At 51.4% G+C, this 21,630-nt stretch carries 21 protein-coding genes; 18 read left to right on the top strand and 3 right to left on the bottom strand.

Features of this window, described 5'->3' with window-relative positions:
• Position 1 precedes the first annotated feature (1 nt).
• The 10 genes from rlmN (at position 2) to gltA (ending at position 11,315) form a co-directional block, all read left to right on the top strand.
• The gene (rlmN, locus tag CAFE_RS18345; RefSeq protein WP_066644095.1) at positions 2-1,048 is read left to right on the top strand and encodes a dual-specificity RNA methyltransferase RlmN; all 1,047 of its coding nucleotides are present in this window, start codon (positions 2-4) and stop codon (positions 1,046-1,048) included.
• On the top strand, positions 1,032-1,763 hold the full coding sequence (locus CAFE_RS18350) for a Stp1/IreP family PP2C-type Ser/Thr phosphatase (RefSeq protein WP_228725083.1): 732 nt from the start codon (positions 1,032-1,034) through the stop codon (positions 1,761-1,763). Before rlmN ends, CAFE_RS18350 begins: the two co-directional genes overlap by 17 nt.
• Positions 1,764-1,783: 20 nt before the next feature.
• The gene (pknB, locus tag CAFE_RS18355) at positions 1,784-3,814 is read left to right on the top strand and encodes a Stk1 family PASTA domain-containing Ser/Thr kinase (RefSeq protein WP_066644096.1); all 2,031 of its coding nucleotides are present in this window, start codon (positions 1,784-1,786) and stop codon (positions 3,812-3,814) included.
• Positions 3,815-3,816: 2 nt separating this feature from the next.
• The gene (gene rsgA, locus CAFE_RS18360; RefSeq protein ID WP_066644097.1) at positions 3,817-4,701 is read left to right on the top strand and encodes a ribosome small subunit-dependent GTPase A; all 885 of its coding nucleotides are present in this window, start codon (positions 3,817-3,819) and stop codon (positions 4,699-4,701) included.
• Complete coding sequence (locus CAFE_RS18365; protein WP_066644098.1) at positions 4,686-5,321, top strand: thiamine diphosphokinase; 636 nt, start codon at positions 4,686-4,688, stop codon at positions 5,319-5,321. The genes rsgA and CAFE_RS18365 overlap by 16 nt, the downstream gene beginning before the upstream one ends.
• 77 nt (positions 5,322-5,398) lie before the next feature.
• On the top strand, positions 5,399-5,560 hold the full coding sequence (locus CAFE_RS19715; protein WP_166525184.1) for a hypothetical protein: 162 nt from the start codon (positions 5,399-5,401) through the stop codon (positions 5,558-5,560).
• Between the two features lie 252 nt (positions 5,561-5,812).
• Positions 5,813-7,348 (top strand): DUF3794 and LysM peptidoglycan-binding domain-containing protein, encoded by a 1,536-nt coding sequence (locus CAFE_RS18370; RefSeq protein WP_066644099.1) that lies wholly within the window; start codon positions 5,813-5,815, stop codon positions 7,346-7,348.
• A gap of 55 nt (positions 7,349-7,403) precedes the next feature.
• Entirely contained in the window at positions 7,404-8,888 is a 1,485-nt protein-coding gene (gene spoIVA, locus CAFE_RS18375; protein WP_156991403.1) for a stage IV sporulation protein A, read from the top strand.
• A gap of 194 nt (positions 8,889-9,082) precedes the next feature.
• On the top strand, positions 9,083-9,931 hold the full coding sequence (locus CAFE_RS18380) for a sulfide/dihydroorotate dehydrogenase-like FAD/NAD-binding protein (RefSeq protein WP_066644101.1): 849 nt from the start codon (positions 9,083-9,085) through the stop codon (positions 9,929-9,931).
• Positions 9,924-11,315 (top strand): NADPH-dependent glutamate synthase, encoded by a 1,392-nt coding sequence (gene gltA, locus CAFE_RS18385; RefSeq protein WP_066644102.1) that lies wholly within the window; start codon positions 9,924-9,926, stop codon positions 11,313-11,315. Before CAFE_RS18380 ends, gltA begins: the two co-directional genes overlap by 8 nt.
• A 123-nt stretch (positions 11,316-11,438) precedes the next feature.
• Here gltA and CAFE_RS18390 read toward each other — a convergent pair whose 3' ends face one another.
• Positions 11,439-12,083: a lactate utilization protein gene (locus CAFE_RS18390; RefSeq protein WP_066644103.1), complete on the bottom strand. Its 645-nt coding sequence runs from the start codon at positions 12,081-12,083 to the stop codon at positions 11,439-11,441.
• Positions 12,084-12,249: 166 nt separating this feature from the next.
• On the opposite strand from CAFE_RS18390, the gene CAFE_RS18395 reads away from it, so the two are divergent.
• Positions 12,250-12,891: a hypothetical protein gene (locus CAFE_RS18395; RefSeq protein ID WP_066644104.1), complete on the top strand. Its 642-nt coding sequence runs from the start codon at positions 12,250-12,252 to the stop codon at positions 12,889-12,891.
• Positions 12,888-13,487 (top strand): zinc metalloprotease, encoded by a 600-nt coding sequence (locus CAFE_RS18400; protein WP_066644105.1) that lies wholly within the window; start codon positions 12,888-12,890, stop codon positions 13,485-13,487. The genes CAFE_RS18395 and CAFE_RS18400 overlap by 4 nt, the downstream gene beginning before the upstream one ends.
• A gap of 49 nt (positions 13,488-13,536) precedes the next feature.
• Here the strand turns inward: CAFE_RS18400 and CAFE_RS18405 are convergent, their stop codons facing one another.
• Positions 13,537-14,172 carry a dihydroxyacetone kinase family protein gene (locus CAFE_RS18405; protein WP_066644106.1) on the bottom strand — a complete coding sequence of 212 codons (636 nt, stop codon included), beginning with the start codon at positions 14,170-14,172 and terminating at the stop codon, positions 13,537-13,539.
• A 14-nt stretch (positions 14,173-14,186) separates the two neighbouring features.
• Positions 14,187-15,191 carry a dihydroxyacetone kinase subunit DhaK gene (locus tag CAFE_RS18410; RefSeq protein ID WP_066644107.1) on the bottom strand — a complete coding sequence of 335 codons (1,005 nt, stop codon included), beginning with the start codon at positions 15,189-15,191 and terminating at the stop codon, positions 14,187-14,189.
• Positions 15,192-15,503: 312 nt separating this feature from the next.
• On the opposite strand from CAFE_RS18410, the gene CAFE_RS18415 reads away from it, so the two are divergent.
• The 6 genes from CAFE_RS18415 to CAFE_RS18440 all read left to right on the top strand — a co-directional run bounded on the left by CAFE_RS18415 (position 15,504) and on the right by CAFE_RS18440 (position 21,610).
• A complete protein-coding gene (locus tag CAFE_RS18415) occupies positions 15,504-16,388 on the top strand; it encodes a dihydrodipicolinate synthase family protein (RefSeq protein WP_066644108.1) in 885 nt (294 codons plus the stop codon).
• A gap of 80 nt (positions 16,389-16,468) precedes the next feature.
• On the top strand, positions 16,469-17,485 hold the full coding sequence (locus tag CAFE_RS18420; protein ID WP_083209996.1) for a tripartite tricarboxylate transporter substrate binding protein: 1,017 nt from the start codon (positions 16,469-16,471) through the stop codon (positions 17,483-17,485).
• Between the two features lie 75 nt (positions 17,486-17,560).
• Positions 17,561-18,013 carry a tripartite tricarboxylate transporter TctB family protein gene (locus CAFE_RS18425; protein WP_066644109.1) on the top strand — a complete coding sequence of 151 codons (453 nt, stop codon included), beginning with the start codon at positions 17,561-17,563 and terminating at the stop codon, positions 18,011-18,013.
• A 12-nt stretch (positions 18,014-18,025) separates the two neighbouring features.
• Positions 18,026-19,534 carry a tripartite tricarboxylate transporter permease gene (locus tag CAFE_RS18430; RefSeq protein WP_066644110.1) on the top strand — a complete coding sequence of 503 codons (1,509 nt, stop codon included), beginning with the start codon at positions 18,026-18,028 and terminating at the stop codon, positions 19,532-19,534.
• Positions 19,535-19,661: 127 nt separating this feature from the next.
• Positions 19,662-20,705: a LacI family DNA-binding transcriptional regulator gene (locus tag CAFE_RS18435; protein WP_066644111.1), complete on the top strand. Its 1,044-nt coding sequence runs from the start codon at positions 19,662-19,664 to the stop codon at positions 20,703-20,705.
• Positions 20,702-21,610, top strand: a complete 909-nt coding sequence (locus CAFE_RS18440) for a PfkB family carbohydrate kinase (protein ID WP_066644112.1) — start codon at positions 20,702-20,704, stop codon at positions 21,608-21,610. Before CAFE_RS18435 ends, CAFE_RS18440 begins: the two co-directional genes overlap by 4 nt.
• Positions 21,611-21,630: the final 20 nt, after the last annotated feature.

Here is a 21,630-nt window from a genome sequence, read left to right on the forward strand (position 1 = left end):
TTTGAATCGTACGGACCTGAAATCGATGACGCTGGATGAAATGAAAACGGCTTTTGCCGGCCAGCCCTCTTTTCGCGCGTTACAGATTTACCGCTGGCTTCACAGGGGCGTTTCCGATTTCGAGGAAATGACGAATCTGCCTAAAAAATTCCGCGACCTACTGGCGGCCGAGTATTACATAGCCGCCGCCCGAATCGAGCGAAAATACTGCTCCGAACTGGACGATACGGTGAAGTACCTGTTTCGCTTGAACGATGGGGAAATGGTGGAAGGCGTACTCATGAGCTACCACCACGGCCGTACCGTCTGTATTTCCACTCAGGTCGGCTGTAAAATGAACTGCGCGTTCTGCGCCACCGGAAAGAGCGGTTTCTCCCGCAACCTGACGGCCTCAGAAATCCTTTCGCAGGTCCAGACCGCACAGATGGACGCGGGGGAGAGAATTTCCAATATTGTTTTAATGGGCATGGGAGAGCCTCTGGATAATTACGAAGCGGTGCTCCGCTTTTTGGATCTTGTTTCCTCAAAAGAGGGAATGAATATAGGGATGCGTCATATCTCTCTGTCCACCTGCGGAATCGTGGACAAAATTTATGATTTAGCAGAAAAGAAATACCAGCTGACGCTTTCGGTTTCTCTGCACGCGCCGAACGATCAGATCCGTTCCCGCATCATGCCGGTCAACAGCCGGTGGAATCTGAACGAGCTTCTCCGCGCATGCCGGACCTATATCGAATTGACAGGGCGCCGTATTTCTTTTGAATATGCCATGATAGAAGGAGTCAACGACAGTACGGAGAATGCCGAAGAGCTTGCACGCAGGCTGCGCGGAATTCTTTGCCATGTCAATCTGATTCCGGTGAACCATGTGGGAGGCTTTGCGTTTCATAAAAGTTCGTTGGAACGGCTGCGTGCTTTCGAATCGACTTTGCTGAATCATGGAATTACCGCGACGGTGCGCAGAACGCTGGGGGCGGACATTCAGGCCTCCTGCGGGCAGTTGAAGCGCAGATTCAAAGAGGAGGTGGCCAATGTTGAGGATTTTTAGTAAAAGTGATATTGGCCTTGTCAGAAAATCAAACGAGGATGCCTGCAAAAGCGGGATTCTTCCCGATGGGGCGGCCTGGGCTGTCGTCTGCGACGGGATGGGCGGAGCGAACGGCGGCGACGTTGCCAGCGGGATTGCCGTCGACCGCATTTCCGAACAGATTTTGACCGGCTATTCCGCCGAAATCAGTGAAGAGGAGATTCAAAACCTGATTTCGGAAGCGGTCCTGAACGCAAACGACGAGGTTCACGCCCGTGCCGGCACCGATGAAGCTCTGAGCGGAATGGGAACCACGGTTGTGGTCGCGGTGGTGTCCCGCGGCGTGGCGCGTATCGCGCATGCCGGCGACAGCCGAGCCTATCTGATTACCCGGGACGGAATTCGGCAGCTGACCACCGACCATTCCATGGTTCAGGAGCTGGTGGATAAAGGAGATTTGACCGTTCAGGAAGCGAAAAAGCACCCGCAGAAGAACGTTATCACCCGGGCGCTCGGAGTCGATTCCTTTCTTCAAGCTGATTACTGTGAGGTTCCGTTCCCGGAAGGCAGCCGGCTTTTAATTTGTACGGACGGCCTTACAAACTATGTTGATGAGGAGCAGATTTTTCGACTTGCTCAGGAATTGGACGCGGATGATTTGACCGGACGGCTTGTTGCCTTGGCTAAGAAGGCTGGGGGAAGCGACAATATCACTGTAACCGTCGTAGAAAACTGAGCCGCTAAGGAGTTGATTGCATGGATAAATACACCGGCAAACGGCTTGACGGCCGCTATGAGATACATGAATTGGTCGGAGTCGGAGGTATGGCGGTCGTTTACCGCGCTTACGATACGATTGACGACCGCGCCGTGGCCGTCAAAATTCTGAAAGACGAGTTTTTGGGCAACGAAGAGTTTATCCGGCGCTTTAAAAATGAGTCGAAGGCGATTGCTGTTCTTTCCCACCCCAACATCGTAAAAGTATTCGATGTCAGCTTTGGGGACAGAATTCAATACATTGTCGAGGAGTATATCGACGGAATCACACTCAAGGAATATCTGGATCAGCAGAAACGGATCAAATGGAAAGAAGCGATCCATTTCTCCGTCCAGATTCTGCGCGCGCTCCAGCACGCTCACGAAAAAGGAATCGTTCACCGGGACATCAAGCCGCAGAATATCATGCTGCTTCAGGACGGAACCATTAAGGTGACGGATTTTGGAATCGCCCGCTTTTCCAGAAGCGAGACCCGCACCATGACGGACAAGGCGATCGGTTCGGTTCACTATATCGCGCCCGAACAGGCGCGGGGCGACAGGACGGACGAAAAAACAGATATTTACTCCGTCGGCGTCATGTTGTATGAAATGCTGACGGGTCAGCTTCCGTTTGAAGCGGACAGCGCCGTTTCCGTAGCCATCATGCAGCTGCAGACCGACCCGAAGCCGCTGCGCGAGCTGAATCCCTCCATTCCGGAAGGCTTGGAGGAGATCACGCTGAAGGCGATGCAGAAGAATCCGGAGCGCCGGTATCAGTCAGCCGCCGAAATGCTGCGTGATATTGAAATATTTAAAAGAAATCCGAGTACGAAATTCCAGTATAAATATTTTATTGATGAAAAACCGACGAAATATATCGATGCGATCAACTCGGTCAGAAACAACGATCAGCCCAATTACAACGACAACTATGATTATGAGGAAGAACCCGACGAAGAGCCGGCAAGAAAGAAAAAGCCGGTTGCCATTCTGATCGTTGCCGGAATCGCGGCGGCGTTCCTGATTGTGACCATCAGTTTCGGGGTCGCGGCATTGGTTCACAGCCTCAACTCCGGGCCGAAGGATGTTACGATGCCCAACTATGTCAGCAAAAACATCGACGAAGTGAAGAACGAGATCAACAGCGACCCCACTTACAGCTTTACGATCAAGGAAGAGCCAAAGAGCGACCCAACGGCGGAAAAGGGTACGATTTTAGACCAGACCCCGAAAGCCGGCACGATGGTGAAGGAAAACACCACCATTACCCTGACGGTGAGCAGCGGGGGCGCGACGATTACTCTCGACGATTATTCCGGCAGTTCTCAGGCGGATGTGGAAGCCGCGCTGAAAAAGCTGAATCTGGATTATAAAATTCTGCCGATTGCCAGCGATACGGTAGACAAGGGAATCGTCGTCAGAACGGAGCCCCCGGCGAAAACCGAGGTTACAGCCGGTACGGATGTGATTAATGTTTACGTCAGCTCCGGAAAGGATATCCAGAAAATCCCCGTGCCGAACGTAGCCGGGCAAACGGTTGACGACGCGAGAAAAATGATAACGGACGCAGGGCTTACGGTCGGAACCACGAAAGAGCAGGCAAGTGATCAGGCGAAAGGGACCGTGATTGAAACCGACCCTCTCAACGGCGTAAAGGTTGACCAGGGCACCACGGTCAATCTGATTGTCAGCTCCGGGCCTGCGCAGAAAAAAGTTACCATCTATGTCCAGCTTCCAAAGAATGTGTCGCACGATATCGTGCTGAGGGCTTATCTCGGCAGTGACCTGAATGTTACCAAAACGGTCAATCCGTCTTATAATGACGTGTGTCAGCTTGAGTTTACCGGAACCGACGGGATTCAGACTCTTACCATTACGCTGGACGGAAGCAAGTACAACATTTATTCCCTGAATTTTGACACGGGCGAAGGCAAGCTCCAGTGGTCTACCGCTTATGTGGAGCCGACCGGCAGTTCCTCCTCTTCCAGCGAGATCCCGTCCGGCGGGTCCGTCTCGCCGAGCGATTGAAAATGATGGTTCAGGGATTGATTTTACAGGGAATCGGGGGCTTCTATTCGGTGGAGACCGCCGACCGGATTTACGAGTGCAGGGCAAGGGGAATTTTCCGTAAAAACGGCATTACGCCGCTTGCCGGCGATTATGTGACCATTTCCGCAGAACCGGACGGAACCGGCGCCGTTGAAGAAATTCAGCCGCGCCGGAATTTTCTGCTTCGTCCTCCGGTTGCGAATCTGGACCAACTGGTGATTGTCGTATCGGCCTGCGACCCCTCACCGAACCTTTTGAATACGGACCGTGAGATTGCCGCGGCTGTGGACAAGGGAATTGAACCCGTGCTTGTCTTTTCCAAAACGGACCTGATGCCGGTGGAACCGCTTGAGAAAATCTATTCCGCCGCCGGCTTCCGCTCTTTCAGCGTTTCCTGTGAAACGGGAGAGGGCGTGGAGAGAGTGGAGCGGATTCTGCCTGGGAAAACAACGGCTTTTACCGGGAATTCCGGCGTTGGAAAATCCACTCTTTTAAACAGTATGTTTCATGACCTGAACCTTCAAACGGGCGAAATCAGCCGCAAGCTGGGCCGAGGCCGTCATACAACCCGCAAGGTTCAGCTTCTGAAGCTAGAGGACGGCGGCTATGTTGCGGATACGCCGGGGTTTTCTTCCATAACGTTGGAAAAGAGCGACCGCATCTCAAAGGAAAATCTGCCGTTCTGTTTCCCGGAATTCGCCCCGTACCTGAATCAGTGCCGGTTTTCCTCCTGTTCGCATACCTGCGAAAAGGGCTGTGCCGTGCTGCAGGCGACCAGGGATGGAAAAATCAGCAAAACAAGACATGAAAGCTATGTGGCAATGTATCAGGAAATGGATGGGATCAGGGAATGGGACAAAAAGTAATCTGTATGGTGATCGGATCGGTTCCGATTGACAGCGCGGAAAATTTCGGGGAATATAAACCGGAGGACTGCTTCGTCATCTGTGCCGACGGCGGCCTTGAAAACGCCAACCGGTTTCAGGTCCGCCCCGATCTTCTGATCGGCGACTTCGACTCCTATCGGGGCGAATTGCCGGGTCAGGTGGAAACTATCCGGCTGGCCGTTGAAAAGGATGAGACGGACACGCTTGCGGCGGTAAAGGAAGGCATACGGCGGGGCTTCCGTCAATTTGCGCTGTTCGGCGTCCTGGGCGGCGAGCGTTTCGACCACTCCTATGCGAATCTCTGCGTTCTTCAGTATTTGAGCCGCCAGGGATGCAAATCGGTTCTTGTCGGTGAATCCTGCAGAGTATTTTTAATCTGCGGCGGGCGGCTGACTTTGAACGGAATGAGGGGAGCAACCGTTTCCGTGTTCCCGTTCGGGTGCCCGGCATGCCGCGTCAGCTATATCGGAATGAAATATCCGCTGACCAAAGCGGTTCTTCATTCCGACGATCCTCTCGGAGTCAGCAACCGCATTGAGGCGGAGGAGGCCCGCGTCAGCGTCCACGACGGTGACGCTTTGATCCTGGTCCAATCTTAAATTCTGTTTTGCACACATTTTACCCTCCCGGTATATACTGTTAATAGAATTTAAAACTGCGGCAGGGCGGTGATCGTATGGGAGGCAGGCATAAATGTGACGTGAAATGCTGGGCGCATTATATTGTGGCGTTTGGCTTTGGGTTGCTGCTGTCCTGTTTTTGCCCCATTGGGCTGATCATGTTTTTTGCGTCTGTTATCATCATTGCGCTGGGCATCGCACTGTTTAAGGGGTGCTGAACATAATTCCGGGAGGGATACAACCATGAAGGTAGTCGTTGTACACAGTTCGAAATTCTGGAGTTTTTTGCTTCGCAGGATGTTTAACATTAAAAAGGAACAATAAATTCAGCCCCCGGAAAACCGGGGGCGTTTTTTTGCTCTTTCTTCCATTCAGGCATCCTTGCCCGTCGATTTTTTCCATTCACATGGTATAAATAAGACAAGACCGGAATAACAATTACGTAGAATTAAAAAAAGGAGAGGGCCTCTATGGATTATATGCTTGACCGCGAGGCGATGGCAGTCGGAGAAGTTATTTTCGACGGCTGCCAGGAGCAGCCAGTCGACCTGAACATCAGCCTTCCGGATTACTGCCCGGATATACAGCGCATTTTAAAATGCCAGATTTACCCGAAAATCGGGTCACGGTCGATCTCCGGCGACCGCCTGATGCTGGAGGGAGGCTTTACCGTAAAGGTCTTTTATCTCGACCCTGGCGGAATGCGGATCCGGTTCTGCGACAGCACCGACACTTTTTCATCGGAGATCTCTTTAAAACAGGCGGCTGAAAACGCGCAGATTTATGCGTTCCCGCGAGTGGAATATATTAACTGCCGCGCGACGAGTCCACGGCGCCTGGATATTCACGGCGCCTTTTCGGTGTGTGCGAAAGTGGTTGTCCAGGGACACAGCGATGTTGTCAGCAACATCGTCGGTTCCGATGTTGAGCAGCAGAAAAAAACAATGAAGATCAACAATCTGGTCGGATTCTGCCAGCAACAGTTCAGCGTGGATGAAATCCTTGAGCTTGGCAGCGGCAAGCCTCCGGCCGACAGCATCATGCGTACGGACGCCTTTGCCGTTCTCCAGGACTTTAAGGTTACGGCCGGGAAGCTGATGGTCAAGGGCGAGGCCTGCGTCAAATTCCTGTATGACGGGACGGAAGAAAACAGTATGCCGGAGGCCATGGAGTTTACCATTCCGTTCAGTCAGATGCTTGACTGCGCCAGCGTAACGGACGACTGCCTCTGCGATGTCAAGCTGAGCGTCATCGGGGTGGAAGCTCAGATTAAAAACGATTACTCCGGCGACAAGACGTTTTTTGATACCCAGATTCGATTGTTTGCCAGCGCGGCGGCTTATCAGGGATCGGAAGTTACGGTAGTCAACGACGCTTATTCAAAGGATTTCGACATGAATATTGAGTCAAAACAGAAAACGGTGGATAACCTGGCGGAATTGGTCGGGGATACCACGGTGCACAAAAGCACTCTGTCCGTCGAAGACAACACCGTTTCCCGGGTGATTGACGTCTGGAATGAAATGAGCACCGTCTCCGCGGAAATTCAGGGCGGCCAGATTACTTTTAAAGGGAAATACAGCCTGTGCGTACTGGCGCTGGATGAGGAAAGCAAACCGTTTTATTTCGAGCGCCTGCTCGATTTTGAATATACCCGTGCCTGCAGCAGCTCCGGCGACAATACGAAATGCGAAGCACAGATTGCAGTCGGAGGGATCAGCTTCCGGATTATGGGCAGCGGGATAGAGGCGAAGACCGAGCTGCGTTTAACCGCGGAAATTTTCAGCCGGTACTCGTTTAAAGCGATTACAGATGTCACGGCGGACGAAGAGAAGCCGGTCGCCCGCGACAATTCCGCGGCATTATGCATTTACTATGCCGAAGCAGGGGAAAACCTTTGGAACATTGCCCGCGATTACCGAACGTCAATGACTACCATCAAACAGGAAAACGGCATAGCCGGCGACGTTATGGAAAACAGAGGAATGCTGTTGATTCCCATGTAAAAAGCGAAATCCCGGTACCGGCATAAAATGATCTCAGCCTTGAGGGGGAGGTAAAATGGAAGAACACAGCAGCAATATCTACAAGGATATTTCGGAACGCACCAACGGGGATATATACATAGGAGTAGTCGGCCCGGTCAGAACCGGCAAATCCACATTCATTAAACGCTTCATGGACACGATCGTGATTCCAAATATGGATTCCGATTATAAACGGGACCGAGCGGTCGACGAAATGCCTCAGTCGGCCGCTGGGCGCACAATCATGACAACGGAGCCGAAATTTGTTCCGGAGCAGGCCGTTACCGTTAAAATCGACCAGACGGCAACGTTTTCCGTCAGAATGATCGACTGTGTCGGCTACATTGTTCCCAGCTCGCTGGGGTACATCGAAAACGATAATCCCCGCATGGTCATGACCCCGTGGTACAACGATCCGATCCCGTTTAACATGGCGGCGGAAATCGGCACCAAAAAGGTCATTACGGAGCATTCGACCATCGGCCTGGTGATTACAACGGACGGCAGTATCAGCGACATTCCGCGTGAAGAGTACGAGGAAGCGGAAGAGCGCGTGATCGACGAGCTGAAAAAGATCGATAAACCGTTTATTGTTCTGCTGAACTGCATTGATCCGGACACGGCGGAAGCAGCCGCGCTTGCGGAAAAACTGCAAAAAAAATACGGGGTTCCGGTTTTGCCCGTCAACTGTCTGCGGATGGAAGAAAAAGAAATCCGAATGATTCTGGCAAAGATCCTGTTTGAATTTCCGGTGAAGGAAATCCGCGTCGACATGCCAAAATGGCTTTCCGGTCTGGAAAAGGATCATTGGCTGAGAAGCAGCGTATATTCCACGATACAGGCGGCGGCTTCAAAGGTCGGCCGAATCCGCGAAGTGGAGAATATTATCGGGGAAGTCGGGCAGTGCGAATATGTCAATGCGGCGAAAACCGAATCCGTGGAGCTTGGCAACGGGCACGCAAGAATCGGCCTGTCGCTTCAGCCGAATCTGTTTTATAAGGTGCTGGGGGAAAAGACAGGACTGGAAATCGGCGACGAAGGCAGCCTGATGGATCAGGTGCTGAAGATGGCCGATGTTAAAAAACAGTACGACCGCATCAAGGACGCTTACCGGGATGTGGAAGAAAACGGATATGGAATCGTTATGCCCACGGTGGAAGAGCTCAGTCTGGAAGAACCGGAAATCATCCGGCAGGGCGGAAAGTACGGGATCCGGCTGAAGGCGGCGGCTCCGTCCATCCATATGATGAAGACGCGAATCACGACGGAGATTACCCCGATTGTCGGCTCCGAGCAGCAGTCGCAGGAGCTGGTGGAATACATCCTCAAGGAGTTCGAATCCAATCCGTCGCAGATTTGGGAATCCAACATTTTTGGGAAAAGTCTGCACGAACTGGTCAATGAAGGGCTTCACAACAAGCTGACGCGAATGCCGAACGACGCGCGCGATAAAGTCCGCGAAACCATTGAAAGAATTATCAACGAGGGCTGCAACGGGCTGATCTGCATTATTTTGTAGCATTACCAATCATGGTCAGGGTGTCTGCTGAAAAGCAGGCACTCTTTTTATGTCATTCGGCATTTTTGCTGAAAAATTTTGATTGATCCGATTAGGATGGCCGTGACAGTTTAGGGTAAACTTTCTATTGCAAAAACCGATGTGATATGTCATAATGTTTGTATAAATATTATCAATCTAACAGGAGTGAAATTATGTTTTCTATTATAGAAAAAAGGAAACTCAACGACTCCATGACGTTAATGGTGGTTGACGCTCCCTATATCGCGAAAAAGGCAAAAGCGGGTCAGTTTATTATCCTGCGCGTCAATGAATACGGAGAGCGAATTCCGCTGACCATCGCGGATTACGACCGCGAAAAGGGAACGGTCACCATTATTTATCAGATTGTCGGCAAAACGACGATTCTGCTCGATCAGCTGAAGGTCGGCGACGCGATTCTTGATTTCATCGGGCCTCTCGGCAAGGCTTCCGAGCTGGAGGGTTATCATAAGGCGGCGGTGGTCGGCGGCGGCGCGGGCTGCGCGATTGCGTACCCGCAGGCCAAGGCCCTGCATCAGCTGGGGGCAAAGGTGGACATGATCGCCGGCTTCCGGAACAAGGATATTATTATACTTGAAGACGAGATGCGCGCGGCAAGCGACAGCCTTACCGTGATGACGGACGACGGCTCCAACGGGAACCAGGGGTTTGTAACCGACGCGCTGAAAAAGAGAATCGAAGAGGGAGCGGATTACGATCTGGTCGTGGCGATCGGGCCGCTGGTTATGATGCGCGCCGTCTGCAACCTGACAAAGGAATACGGCATTAAGACGATTGTCAGCATGAACCCGATCATGATCGACGGAACCGGGATGTGCGGCGGCTGCCGCCTGACCGTCGGCGGAAAGACAAAGTTCGCCTGTGTGGACGGCCCGGATTTCGACGGGCATGAAGTGGATTTCGACGAAACGATCAAACGTTCCAGAACCTATGCGGAAATGGAAAAGAAAGCGGCCCATGACTATAAATGCCATCTGATGGAGAGTGTGGAAAATGCCTAATATGAATCCGAAAAAGACGCCGATTCCGGAGCAGGAACCGAACGTCCGCAACAAAAATTTCGAAGAAGTTTCTCTGGGCTATACGGAGGCGATGGCGAAGGAAGAAGCGGAGCGCTGCCTTCACTGCAAAAACCAGCCGTGTGTTTCCGGCTGTCCGGTTGGGGTGCATATTCCGGATTTTATCCGGCATATCTCCGAGGGAGATATGGAAGGCGCCTATCAGACCATTAAACTGACGAATTCCCTGCCTGCCGTCTGCGGGCGTGTCTGCCCGCAGGAAAATCAGTGCGAACACAACTGTGTGCGCGGAATCAAGGGCGAGCCGGTCGGAATCGGACGTTTGGAGCGTTTTGCCGCGGATTGGCACATAAAGAACGGAAAGGACGAAGAATTCCATGCGGAGCACAACGGCCACAAGGTCGCGGTGATCGGGGCCGGACCGGCGGGATTGACCTGTGCGGGCGATCTTGCCGCCAAGGGCTACTCCGTTACGGTCTTTGAGGCGCTGCACGCGGCCGGCGGCGTACTGATGTACGGAATTCCGCAGTTTCGTCTGCCGAAGGAAATCGTACAGAAGGAAATCGACGCGCTCAAGCAAAAGGGCGTGGAGATCAAGACCGACATGGTGATTGGAAAGGTTTTCTCCGTCGACGAATTGTTTGATATGGGGTATGAGGCCGTCTTTGTCGGAACCGGCGCGGGTCTGCCCAGCTTTATGAATATTCCGGGTGAAAGTCTGGTCGGCGTTTACTCCGCCAATGAATTTCTCACCCGTGTGAACCTGATGAAGGCTTATAAACCGGAATACGATACGCCGATGATCGAGCCGAAGCGCGTTGCCGTGGTCGGCGGCGGCAACGTCGCGATGGACGCGGCCAGAACATCCCTGCGCCTTGGCGCGGAGCAGGTTCATATTGTTTACCGCCGTGCGGAAGAGCAGATGCCGGCCCGCCGTGAAGAGGTCCACCACGCAAAAGAAGAGGGCGTCGAATTTAATCTGCTTTGCAATCCGGTGGCAATCCATGGCGATAAGGACGGAAAAGTGGAGTCGATCGAGTGTATCAGGATGGAACTGGGAGAAGCGGACGCTTCCGGACGCCGCAAGCCGGTTCCGGTGGAAGGCTCCAACTTTAAAATTCCGGTCGACTGTGTTGTTATGGCAATCGGAAATTCGCCGAACCCGCTGATTCGTACAACGACCGAGGGCCTTGAGGCAAATCAGCGCGGCTGTATTATTGTAAACGAGGAAACCATGCGGACATCCCGCGAGGGCGTATATGCCGCGGGCGACGCTGTCAGCGGCGCGGCTACGGTCATTCTTGCAATGGGCGGCGGGAAAGACGCCGCCCGGTCGATCGACCGGTACATTCAGTCCAAACAGTAATTTTTAGAAGATAAGACGGCCTTCGCGGATTGCGGAGGCCGTCTTTCTGTTTGTGGCATGAAACCCTCTGCGCAGCTCCGCCCGCAGGCGCGGCAGCGGATGCGGGCAGGGGCAGTGAGCAAATCAGTATCCCAGCGTTTCGGGAAGAAGAAAAACCTTGACCCTTCCAGGTTCGCGCTGAAAACTGCTGATCAAAGTGTTGCAGCACATGCGTTCCGGACTTTTGCAGTCGGTGCATTTTCCGGTCAGAGAACAGCCGGTTGTGTGAACGTTCAGACGGAAGCAGTTTGCCGCCACAGACCAGTTTTTCACACGGCTTTCGGCTTCCGTAAGGTCCTGGACCAGTTTGTTGGCGCCCGCGATCACAACGACGTTTCTGGGGCCGTAGGCAATCGCCGCGATCCGGTTTGAGTTCCCGTCAATGTTAAAAAGCTGTCCGTCCATTGTAATTGCGTTGGCGCTGGTGAAATACCAGTCGGAATTCAGAGAGCGGAGAAAGATTTCACGCTTTTCTTCCGCGGTCATCCCTGTGCGGTAACGGTCCAGAAACTGAAATCTGCCGCTGCGGATAAAGTCCATGACCCCGGTTTCCTCCAGCGTAAAGGAACCTCCGTTTGCGACGACGGCGTTTTCAGGGACCATTTCACCGAGGAGTTTTAAAAGTTCTTCCCGGCTTGCAACAAAACGCGCGTCAAAGCGATTCGCATTCAGTGCCTTTACCGCCGACTCGATTTTCTTTTGCTCCATTTGTGCTAAAGCTTGATTCATATGAAATCCCTCTTTTCTTATCGATATCTTAACAAAAAATCGGTCATTTTACAAGAATGATTCGAGGAGATCAACGGATACTCTGTCCGCTTTTGATCCGGTTCGGTTCTGTTTGTGCGATCATTTTCATATGATTACTCGAACATGATTTGCAGGAGGATTTCAAATGAAGCGAAATACAAGAACGGAAACGGAACGGAAAGGCCAAAATTTAGTGGTGACCGGCTCCCGGACGCGCAAAACATGGGAGGAGCCGGAAAATACGGACCCGGATGAGGAATTATATTCTGCCGAGGCCGATGATTTTGAACCGCAGCCTGACCCGGTTAACCGCAGGGCAAGCACCAAACTGCTGACTGTGGTGCAGATCAGCGCCTGCACGGCCATCTTAATTGCTGCCGTAGCTCTGCGCCTGAACGGCGGAACGGTTTATCAAAAAGTGAGAAACTGGTATTTTGAATCGCTGAACGATTCGATTGTAGCTGATTCACAGATGGAGAATATGAAGCATGTGGTAATCGACCTATGGTCAAACATTACCAGCTCCAGACCGGAAAATACCCAGGAAGCGTCTTCTGCGCTGGATCAGCCAAGCAACCCGGCTTCGCAGGCATCCTCGGCAGGCTCAGCGAACGGAGCGGGTTCCACCCCTTCACAGCCTGAGAATGCTTCGGCTCCGGCGTCATCCGGTACGCAGACACAAGCGAATAGAGCATCCGCGCAGGGTTCCGCTCCGCAATCGGAAAATAACGCTTCCGCTTCGCCTTCTTCTCAGGGGAAGGCGCCCTCTTCCTCCGCATCGCCATGAATTTTACGGTCGGCGGTTGCCGGGTCACTTTCAGTTATTTCTTTTTTGCTCTGATTGCGCTGCTGCTTCTGTTTGACAGAAGCGGTGTGGCCGCGGCCGGTCTGGCAGCGGCGGCTCTTCACGAATCCAGCCATCTTGGCGTAATGTACGCTTTTGGCTGCCTGCCCGAAACAGTCAGGTTCACCGTTTTTGGCATTGACATCATCCGGACCTCACGGCCGGATCGCGGATACCTGAGAGATGCCGTCGTCTCTTTGTCGGGACCGGCGGCCAATCTTCTGGCCGCAATTTTGTTTTCCGCCTTCCAAAACTCGACGGCAAAGAATCTGATGCTGGCAGATTTCACGTTATTCGCGTTCAATTCCTTGCCGATCGAGCCTTTGGACGGAGGACAGGCCTTGTATTCGCTGCTGTGTACTCGTTGGGAGCCGGACAGAGCGGCGGCAACGGTGCAGGTGATTTCCTTTCTGTTTTTGGCTCCGCTTTCCGCGATCGGCTTTTTCGTGCTGTTCCGTTCACCGGGCAACTTTACGCTTCTTCTGGTCTGCGTCTATCTGATGGTTTTACTGGTTTTTAAAAAAGGAAAATATTTTTAAAATGCCCGCTTCCGAAGTTAGAACGGAAGCGGGCATTTTAAGGTCTGGTTTATTCTTGTGCAGACGATGACAAAGCCTGATACAGGTAATAACCGACCAATGCGCCTTGGTCGGGACGTCCCAGGGCCTTTTCGCCGAAATAGACCGCTCTGCCAAACGCGGGCAGCATGGATTTGGTATCCTCAACCCCCTTGGCGGCGCCTTCCATCGCGCGCTTACAGCATTCCGCGACGGAAAGTCCTTCTTTCGCCGCCTTTTGAAGCGCGTCGGCTGCCGGAGCAAGGGAATCCACAATCGTTCTGTTTCCACGTTGGGCTTTTCCGCGTTCCATAATGCCGCAAACAAAATCTTGAGCAAAGCACGCAAGGCCGTCGACTGTAAGCTCTGTTTTCCCGAGAGCCCCCTTGCCGGCTTTTAAGAAAGCGGAGGCGATCAGTGTTCCCATCGTCGATGGAACGGTGCGGGCGAACACCATTCCGGCCTGCATCAAAAGCTTTCCAAGATCGGTTTCTTCGCTAGACAGAACAAATTCGCTGGCTTTTCCGAACCCCGCCGACATCGTCAGCCCAAGGTCGCCGTCACCCATCGCGGCGTCGAGTTCAATCAGATACTCTTTCTTTTCTTCCATCAGACGGGAAGCTTCACAGACAAAATCAACAAGCTGCTTTCTGGTAACAACATTCATTGCAGTGGTTCTCCTTATATTTGATTCTGAAGAAAAAACGGCGTAGAGCAGGGCATGGAAAGGTAGTTCTTCAGTTCACTGTCAAGTTTTAGCAAAGAGATGGACATACCCGCCATATCCATGGAGGTTGCGAATTCCCCCACATAACTGTTGTAGAGGGAAATGCCTTTTTCAGCCAGTACGTTCGCAACACGGCGGAAAACAATATACAGCTCTTCCTTAGGCGTTGCGCCCAGTCCGTTGACGAGCACGGAAACCTCGTCTCCCTTCGAATAGGGCAGATCCGGAAGAATGTGGGACAGAATCTCGTCCACGATTTCATCCGCGGTTTTCAGCTTGTCTACTTTGATTCCAGGCTCCCCGTGAATTCCCATCCCAAGGTCCATTTCACCGTCCGAAATACTGAAATTCGCTTTTCCCAGCTCCGGGATCGTACAGGGGGTCAAGGCGACCCCCATACTCCGAACGTGATCGGAGGCCTTCTGTGCAAGGCGTTCCACTTCGGCAAGCGGAAGCATGGATTCCGCCGCGGCTCCGGCAATTTTGAAAGCATAAAAGATTCCCGCTACGCCACGGCGTTTGTTTTCCGAACCCTTGGGGGAAGAAGCCACATCGTCTCCGGCTACGACCTGGCGAACTTCGATGCTCTCCATCTCCGCCATATCTTTTGCCATATCAAAATTCATGATGTCTCCGCCGTAGTTTCCGTATAGATAGAGGACTCCGGCGCCGCGGTTCACTTCTTTTGTCACGTCGAGAATCTGCATGGAGCTCGGTGACTGAAATACACCGCCGATGCAGCATCCATCCAGCAGTCCTTCGCCGACATAACCTAAAAAGAGAGGAAGGTGCCCGGAGCCCCCGCCGGTGATGATTCCGACTTTACCTTCTTTTGTTTTCGAAGAGACCAGACATCTTTTGTCTTCGTTAATGAATTTAACCTGTGTGGGATGAGCAAGATAAATACCATCGAGCATTTCATCAACATAATCCTGTGGACGGTTCAGAAGTCTCTGCATTTTTAGTCCTCCTTAAGAATTCAGCTAAATGTTTAATAAAAATTATTAAGATATCAAGTAACGGATACATCATAGCATTTCAGAGAATCGTTGTCAATATGACACATAAATATAAAAATATTATAAAAAAATATTGACATTGATGTTGAATAATGCTACATTAATGTTGCTGCAATTCGTAAAATTTATTAAAATGTCAATTATGGTTAGAAGAATTAAAACTACTGCCATAAAAAACAAGCAGAACAAAAACAGATTGTTTAATAAACAAACAACGAGTTTTAAATTAATTTTAGAACGGAGGAAAAAGGGTTGAAAAAATTGTACGGCGTGATCACCGCGATGACGACACCTTTTGATGGCAATGATCAGGTTGACGTCAACGCTCTGGAAAAGCAGACCGAATTTCTGATTCAGAAAGGGATCAACTGTCTTTATCCGACGGGTACGACGGGCGAGATGTACCTGATGTCCCCGGAGGAAAGGGAGCTTGTTGCCCAGACTGTCGTGAAGAAAGCGGACGGTAGGGTGCCTGTTTACATACATGCAGGCGCCATGACGTTAAAAGAAACCGTTCGGCTGGCGGAACATGCCTGTAAAATCGGCGCCGATGGAGTCGGCATTGTGACTCCCAGCTATTTTGGCGTTAACGATAAGGCAATGGTGCTGTACTACGAGGAAATTGCGAAAGGCCTTCCGACAGATTTTCCAATTTATCTGTATTCTATTCCTCAATGCGCGGCCAATGATTTGAAACCGCATGTAGTGCAGGAAATAGCCGACAGGTGTAAAAATGTTGTAGGGATCAAATACAGCTATCCCGATATGCTTCGCGTGAAGGACTATTTATTGATTAACGACGGAAAATTTTCCGTGTTGTTTGGCACGGACCGGCTTTTTCTCGCAGCGCTTGCCATGGGTGTGGAGGGGACCGTGTCCGGCTGCTCCGGACCGATGCCGGAACACTTCGTCAGCGTTTATAAGGCCTTTTGCAAAGGTGACTATGAAACAGCACTGAAAGAGCAGAAAATCGCAAACGAAATCTGCGAAATCATACGTTCCGGTGCGGATATGGCTTACTTTAAAACTGTTTTGGACTACAGGGGACTGAACGGAGGGCACATGCGAAAACCGCTGATCGATCTGAACGAGGAACAGAAGGCAGAACTGGTCAAACAGATCCAAAAATATCTGTGAACAACCGCCCGTTATGATTTAGGTATTGTCGGCATTTATGGGAAATGCTGTCGATATAAAGATGATTAGGAGGAGCTCGTATGAAAAACTTAAAAAAAATACTCAGCGCAACCCTGGCCCTGACCATGACCGCCGCCTTATTTACAGGCTGCAGCGGTACGGGATCTGCTTCCGGCTCGGCATCGTCTGCCGCAGCCTCGAAAGCAACCGACTTTCCGACCAAACAAATTTCTCTGATTGTACCTTATTCCGCAGGCGGGGCGTCCGATACGGTGGCCCGCATCTATGCCTCCCAGCTTCAGCAGGTGCTTGGCAAACCGGTTATTGTCACCAATAAGACAGGTGCTTCCGGAGCCGTGGGTCTGGAGTATGTAAAAAACAGCAAGGCGGACGGATATACGATTGCCTACATGCCGGTTGAGTCCACGATGTTGAAGGCGCTTGGCTTCACAACGCTTTCCACCGACGATTTCAAATTTATCGCAAGGGCGATGACGATTCCGGCGGCCATTACGGTTCGGAGCGATTCCAAATGGAAAACACTTCAGGATTTTGTCGATTATGCGAAGGCTCATCCCGGCGAAGTAAAGGTTGGAAATTCCGGAACCGGTTCGATCTGGCAGATTGCCGCGGCCAGCATTGAACAGAAAACCGGCTGCAAGTTCACCCATGTTCCGTTTGACGGAGCGGCTCCTGCCGTGGCTGCACTCCTTGGCAAAAACATCGATGCTACGGCAGTCAGCCCGTCGGAGGTTCAGTCAAGCGTTGATTCCGGCGAATTGAAGATTCTTGCCGTCATCGGCGACGAACGTTCCTCGATTTATCCGGATATCAAAACGGCAAAAGAGCAGGGCATTGACGTCAGTGTTCAGGGCTGGGGCGGATTTGCGGTTCCAAAGGATACGCCGCAGGAAATTGTAGACGTTCTGGAAAAAGCGTCCAAGACGGCAATCAATTCCGACGATGTGAAAAAGCTTCTGTCACAGAAGGGTTATAACTTCGCGTACATGAGCGGTTCCGACATGGATACCGAGGCGAAGAAAGAATTGACCGATTATTCAGCCCTGATCCCGCAGCTGGGAATTGTAAAGCAGTAACGCCATTCTGTCGGGTGGAAGGGGGCTTCCACCCGGCAAAAGATTTTTGCACTGCCTTTGAAACGGAGGTTTCTTATGTATAAAGGTGATACGATACCGGGCTTGCTTGTTTGCGGGGTGGGCGTCTGGTTTCTTATTCCGGGAATCGGTCTTGGCATGTCGTCTTCTACAATCAGCGGCGTGCCGGGAGCGGGATTTTTTCCGGTTATTGTTTCGTCAGCCGTAATTTTGTTCGGACTGGCTCTTTTTGTGAAAGGATTAAAAGATAACGGCAAATTCGCTTATTTTGAGATGGACGAGGAGCAAAGACCGAACATTCGTCCTTTACTGCTGACTGTTTGCGCAATTCTGGCATTCTTTATCCTGTGGAAACTGATCCATTTTGTAGTTGCCGCGCTGGCCTTTTGTATGTTTGTCAACTGGATCTACCACAGAAGCTGGAAGTATAATCTGTTGTTTTCCATCATTTTCGTGGCCTTGATTTACGGTATTTTTAATTTGGGGCTGAAAGTTCAATTTGCCATTTAAGGGGTGCTCTTTATGACGGAATGGGTTCAAGGCTTTTTACAATTAATGCAGCCGATGGTGCTGCTTTCTCTGCTGATTGGCGTAATAGCCGGTGCCGTCATCGGCGCCCTTCCAGGTCTTTCGGCTACCATGGGAATCGCTATTCTGACGCCGATCACTTTCTGGATGCCTGCCGATCAGGGCTTTGCAATGCTGATCGGACTTTGGAATTCCGCGATCTTTGCGGGCGGGATCTCTGCAATTCTGATTAATACGCCGGGAACGCCGGCTTCCATCGCGAGCACGTTCGACGGCTATGCGCTGTACAAGCAGGGCAAGGGCGGGCTTGCGCTTGGAATCAATGTGATTTATTCCGCTATTGCGGGAATTATCAGTACGGTAGCATTGATTTTTTTCTCGTTTCCCCTTGCAAAGTTTGCCGTGGGATTCGGTCCGACCGAGTATTTCGCCCTCGCTTTGTTCGGCATCTCCATGATGATTACAGTTTCCGGAACTTCTGTTTTGAAAGGGGTCACGGTCGGATTCCTCGGCCTTCTGCTTTCCACAGTCGGTCTGGACCCGATCCTGTCCGTCAAGCGCTACACAATGGGCTCTACCGATTTGCTCGCCGGCATCTCCTTCTTGCCTGTCATGATCGGGATGTTTGGAATCGGAGAGGTCCTGTCTCAAATTTTTGAATACAAACAGTCTCAGCAGGACAGGGAAGCCAGGGAAAAAGCGGCCAATCTGGAGCTAGGACGTGTGCTGCCAAATAAATCGGAGGCAAAGGCGCTTGCCGCGCCGACCTTTTTCGCATCTCTCGTCGCAACGGTCGTTGGGGCAATCCCGGCGGCGGGCGGAGACATCGCCTCCATTATCTGCTGGGGACAGGCCAGAAAAATGTCCAAGCATCCGGAAGAATACGGAAACGGTTCGATGGAGGGGCTGGCCGTCAGCTGTGCCGCGAACAACGGGGTAATCGGCGGCGCCCTGACAACCATGCTTACGCTGGGGATTCCCGGCGACTCCGTCAGCGCGATTCTGATCGGTTCGCTTACCATGTACGGAATGCAGCCGGGACCCAAGATGTTTACGGACAATAAGCCGTTTGTCATCAATATCATGCTGCTGATGATCCTGGCCAACGTCCTGATGATGATATTTGGACTTTTAACCGCGAAAGCATCTGCGAAGGTTCTGAATGTAAAGCCTCAGACGGTTTGGGTTGCGGTCTGTGTTCTGTGTATTGTCGGTTCCTTTGCGCTGAACAACAGCATTTTTGACGTGATCGTCATGTCCCTTGCCGGCCTTCTCGGATTTGCTTTTAAACGCGGCGGATTTCCGGTCGGACCGTTTATTCTCGGACTTTTGCTGGGCGGTATGCTGGAATCCAATTTGAGAAGAGCTCTGGTTTTGTCCAATGGGAGCTATGCGATATTTGTTACCAGACCCGTTACGCTGGTTCTGCTTCTGTTGATTGCTACGGTGTTTTTGTACCCGATCGTCAAGTCAATGGTGCAGCGGAAGAGAGAAACAACTTAATCTTAAAGATTTCCGGGAGCGGAAAGTCGAAAAAATTTATCGATGCGGCTCCACGATATGGAAATGTTTCTTTTGTTGCTTTATAATGAAGAACAGTGAATAGAAACGAATACCGAAGGGGCTGCTCATGATGACAATTCGAGAAATAGCGGAACTGGCGGGCGTATCTCCCGCCACGGTTTCCCTGGTGCTGAATGACAAAGACGGCGTCAGTGTTGAAACGAGACAGAGAGTAAGGACGTTTCTGGAGGAATCCGGATACCATCAGAAAAGGTCGTACAACCGCACGGACCGGAAAAGTATTCGGTTTATCAAATACAAGGACAAAGGTCTTCTGGTTGAACATAACGGCGAATTTATCACCCGCGTGATTGACGGCATTGAGGACGGAGCGCGTTCCGCTGGGATTAATTTAAAAATAACCAATGTGACTTCCGACAATCTGGAACGGATGATTGAAGAAATCAACGCGGAACAGGATGACGGGATTATCTTTCTTGGCACGGAATACCGCGCGGAGGATTCCGATTTTCTTAAAAAATTGACGGCCCCTGTTGTGGTGGTTGACAATGAAATGAGAAATCAGAGCTTTGACGCGGTTGTCATGAATAATGAAAACGCGGTGTTTTCGGCGGTTTCCTACTTGAAATCTCTCGGGCACACCCGGATTGGGCATATCCGGAGCGAATACGTTACGGACAATTTTCATGCCCGCGAAGTGGGTTTCCTGCGCGCCATGCAGGAAGAAAATCTTCCGGTCAATTCCGCGGATACGTATTATGTTCAGCCGGATCTGGATACTTCCTATGAGATGCTGCTGAAATACGCGGAAGACAGAAGGGATTTTCCAACAGCTTTTTTCGCAGACAACGACATTCTGGCGGTCGGCGCCCTCAGGGCGTTCCGGCAGGCGGGCAAACGGGTACCGGACGATATTTCCGTCATTGGAATGGATGACCTGATGCTTGCCAGCATTTCGGAACCGCTCCTGACAACGCTGAAAATTCATAAGAAGACCATGGGCAAAATGGCGGTGTCGCGCCTGATGGACAAAATATTTGAAGGAGATCAGACCGTATTGAAGGTTTTGGTGGATGCGGAACTGGTGGTTCGAGATTCCACCGGCCCTCATGTGGGAAAATCGACAGAACAGTCGGATGTGAAGTTATGAAAATTCTGGATTTTGGTTCATTAAATCTTGACTATGTATTTCAAGTGGATTCTATTGTATTGCCGGGGCAGACCATTCTCTCCAATCGGATGACGCTTTCTACCGGCGGAAAAGGGTTTAATCAGGCTGTCGCTGCGGCAAGAGCCGGAGCGGCTGTTTTTTTCGCCGGTGCGCTGGCTGAAAAAGACCTTCCTGTTTTTCAGAAGATATTGGATGAATGCGGCGCGGATTGGTCGCTGCTCGACACTGGCCATGAGTTTACGGGCAGTGCGATGATTCAGGTCGACCGCGGCGGCCAGAACTGCATTGTCCTTTACGGCGGAGCCAACCAGGAAATAACGCGTGATTTTATCTGTAAGGTTCTTTCCGGGTTTGGAAACGGAGATGTTCTTCTCCTTCAAAATGAAATTTCAGAGCTTCCGTTTTTAATGAAACAGGCGTCGGAACGGGGGATGAGAATTTTTCTGAATCCTTCCCCCGTCAACCGGCAGCTTTTCGAGTGCCCCATAGAGGCGGCCGATACGCTCTTATTAAATGAAATCGAAGGACTGCAAATCAGCGGGGCAAAACAGCTGGATGAGATTCCGGACCTGCTGCTGAAAAAATATCCTGAGGTGAAAATAGTACTTACGCTTGGAAAACAGGGCGTTGTCTATGCCGACAAAAACAGAAGGCTAAGTCATGGCATATACGATGTGCCGATCGAAGACACCACGGCGGCGGGCGACACCTTTACCGGTTTTTACCTTGCCGGCATACTGAAAGACAACGACGCGGCTCGTGCGCTTCGCATTGCTTCCGCCGCGTCATCCCTGGCGGTCAGCCGGCGCGGCGCGGCCGGTTCCATTCCCACGATGAAAGAGGTCGAAGCTTTTTTAAGAGAATCGGAGAAGACGAAGTCTTAATCAAAAAAAGAAGGGGTTGT

It is taken from the genome of Caproicibacter fermentans (assembly GCF_009746625.1).
GTDB classification, from domain to species: domain Bacteria; phylum Bacillota; class Clostridia; order Oscillospirales; family Acutalibacteraceae; genus Caproicibacter; species Caproicibacter fermentans.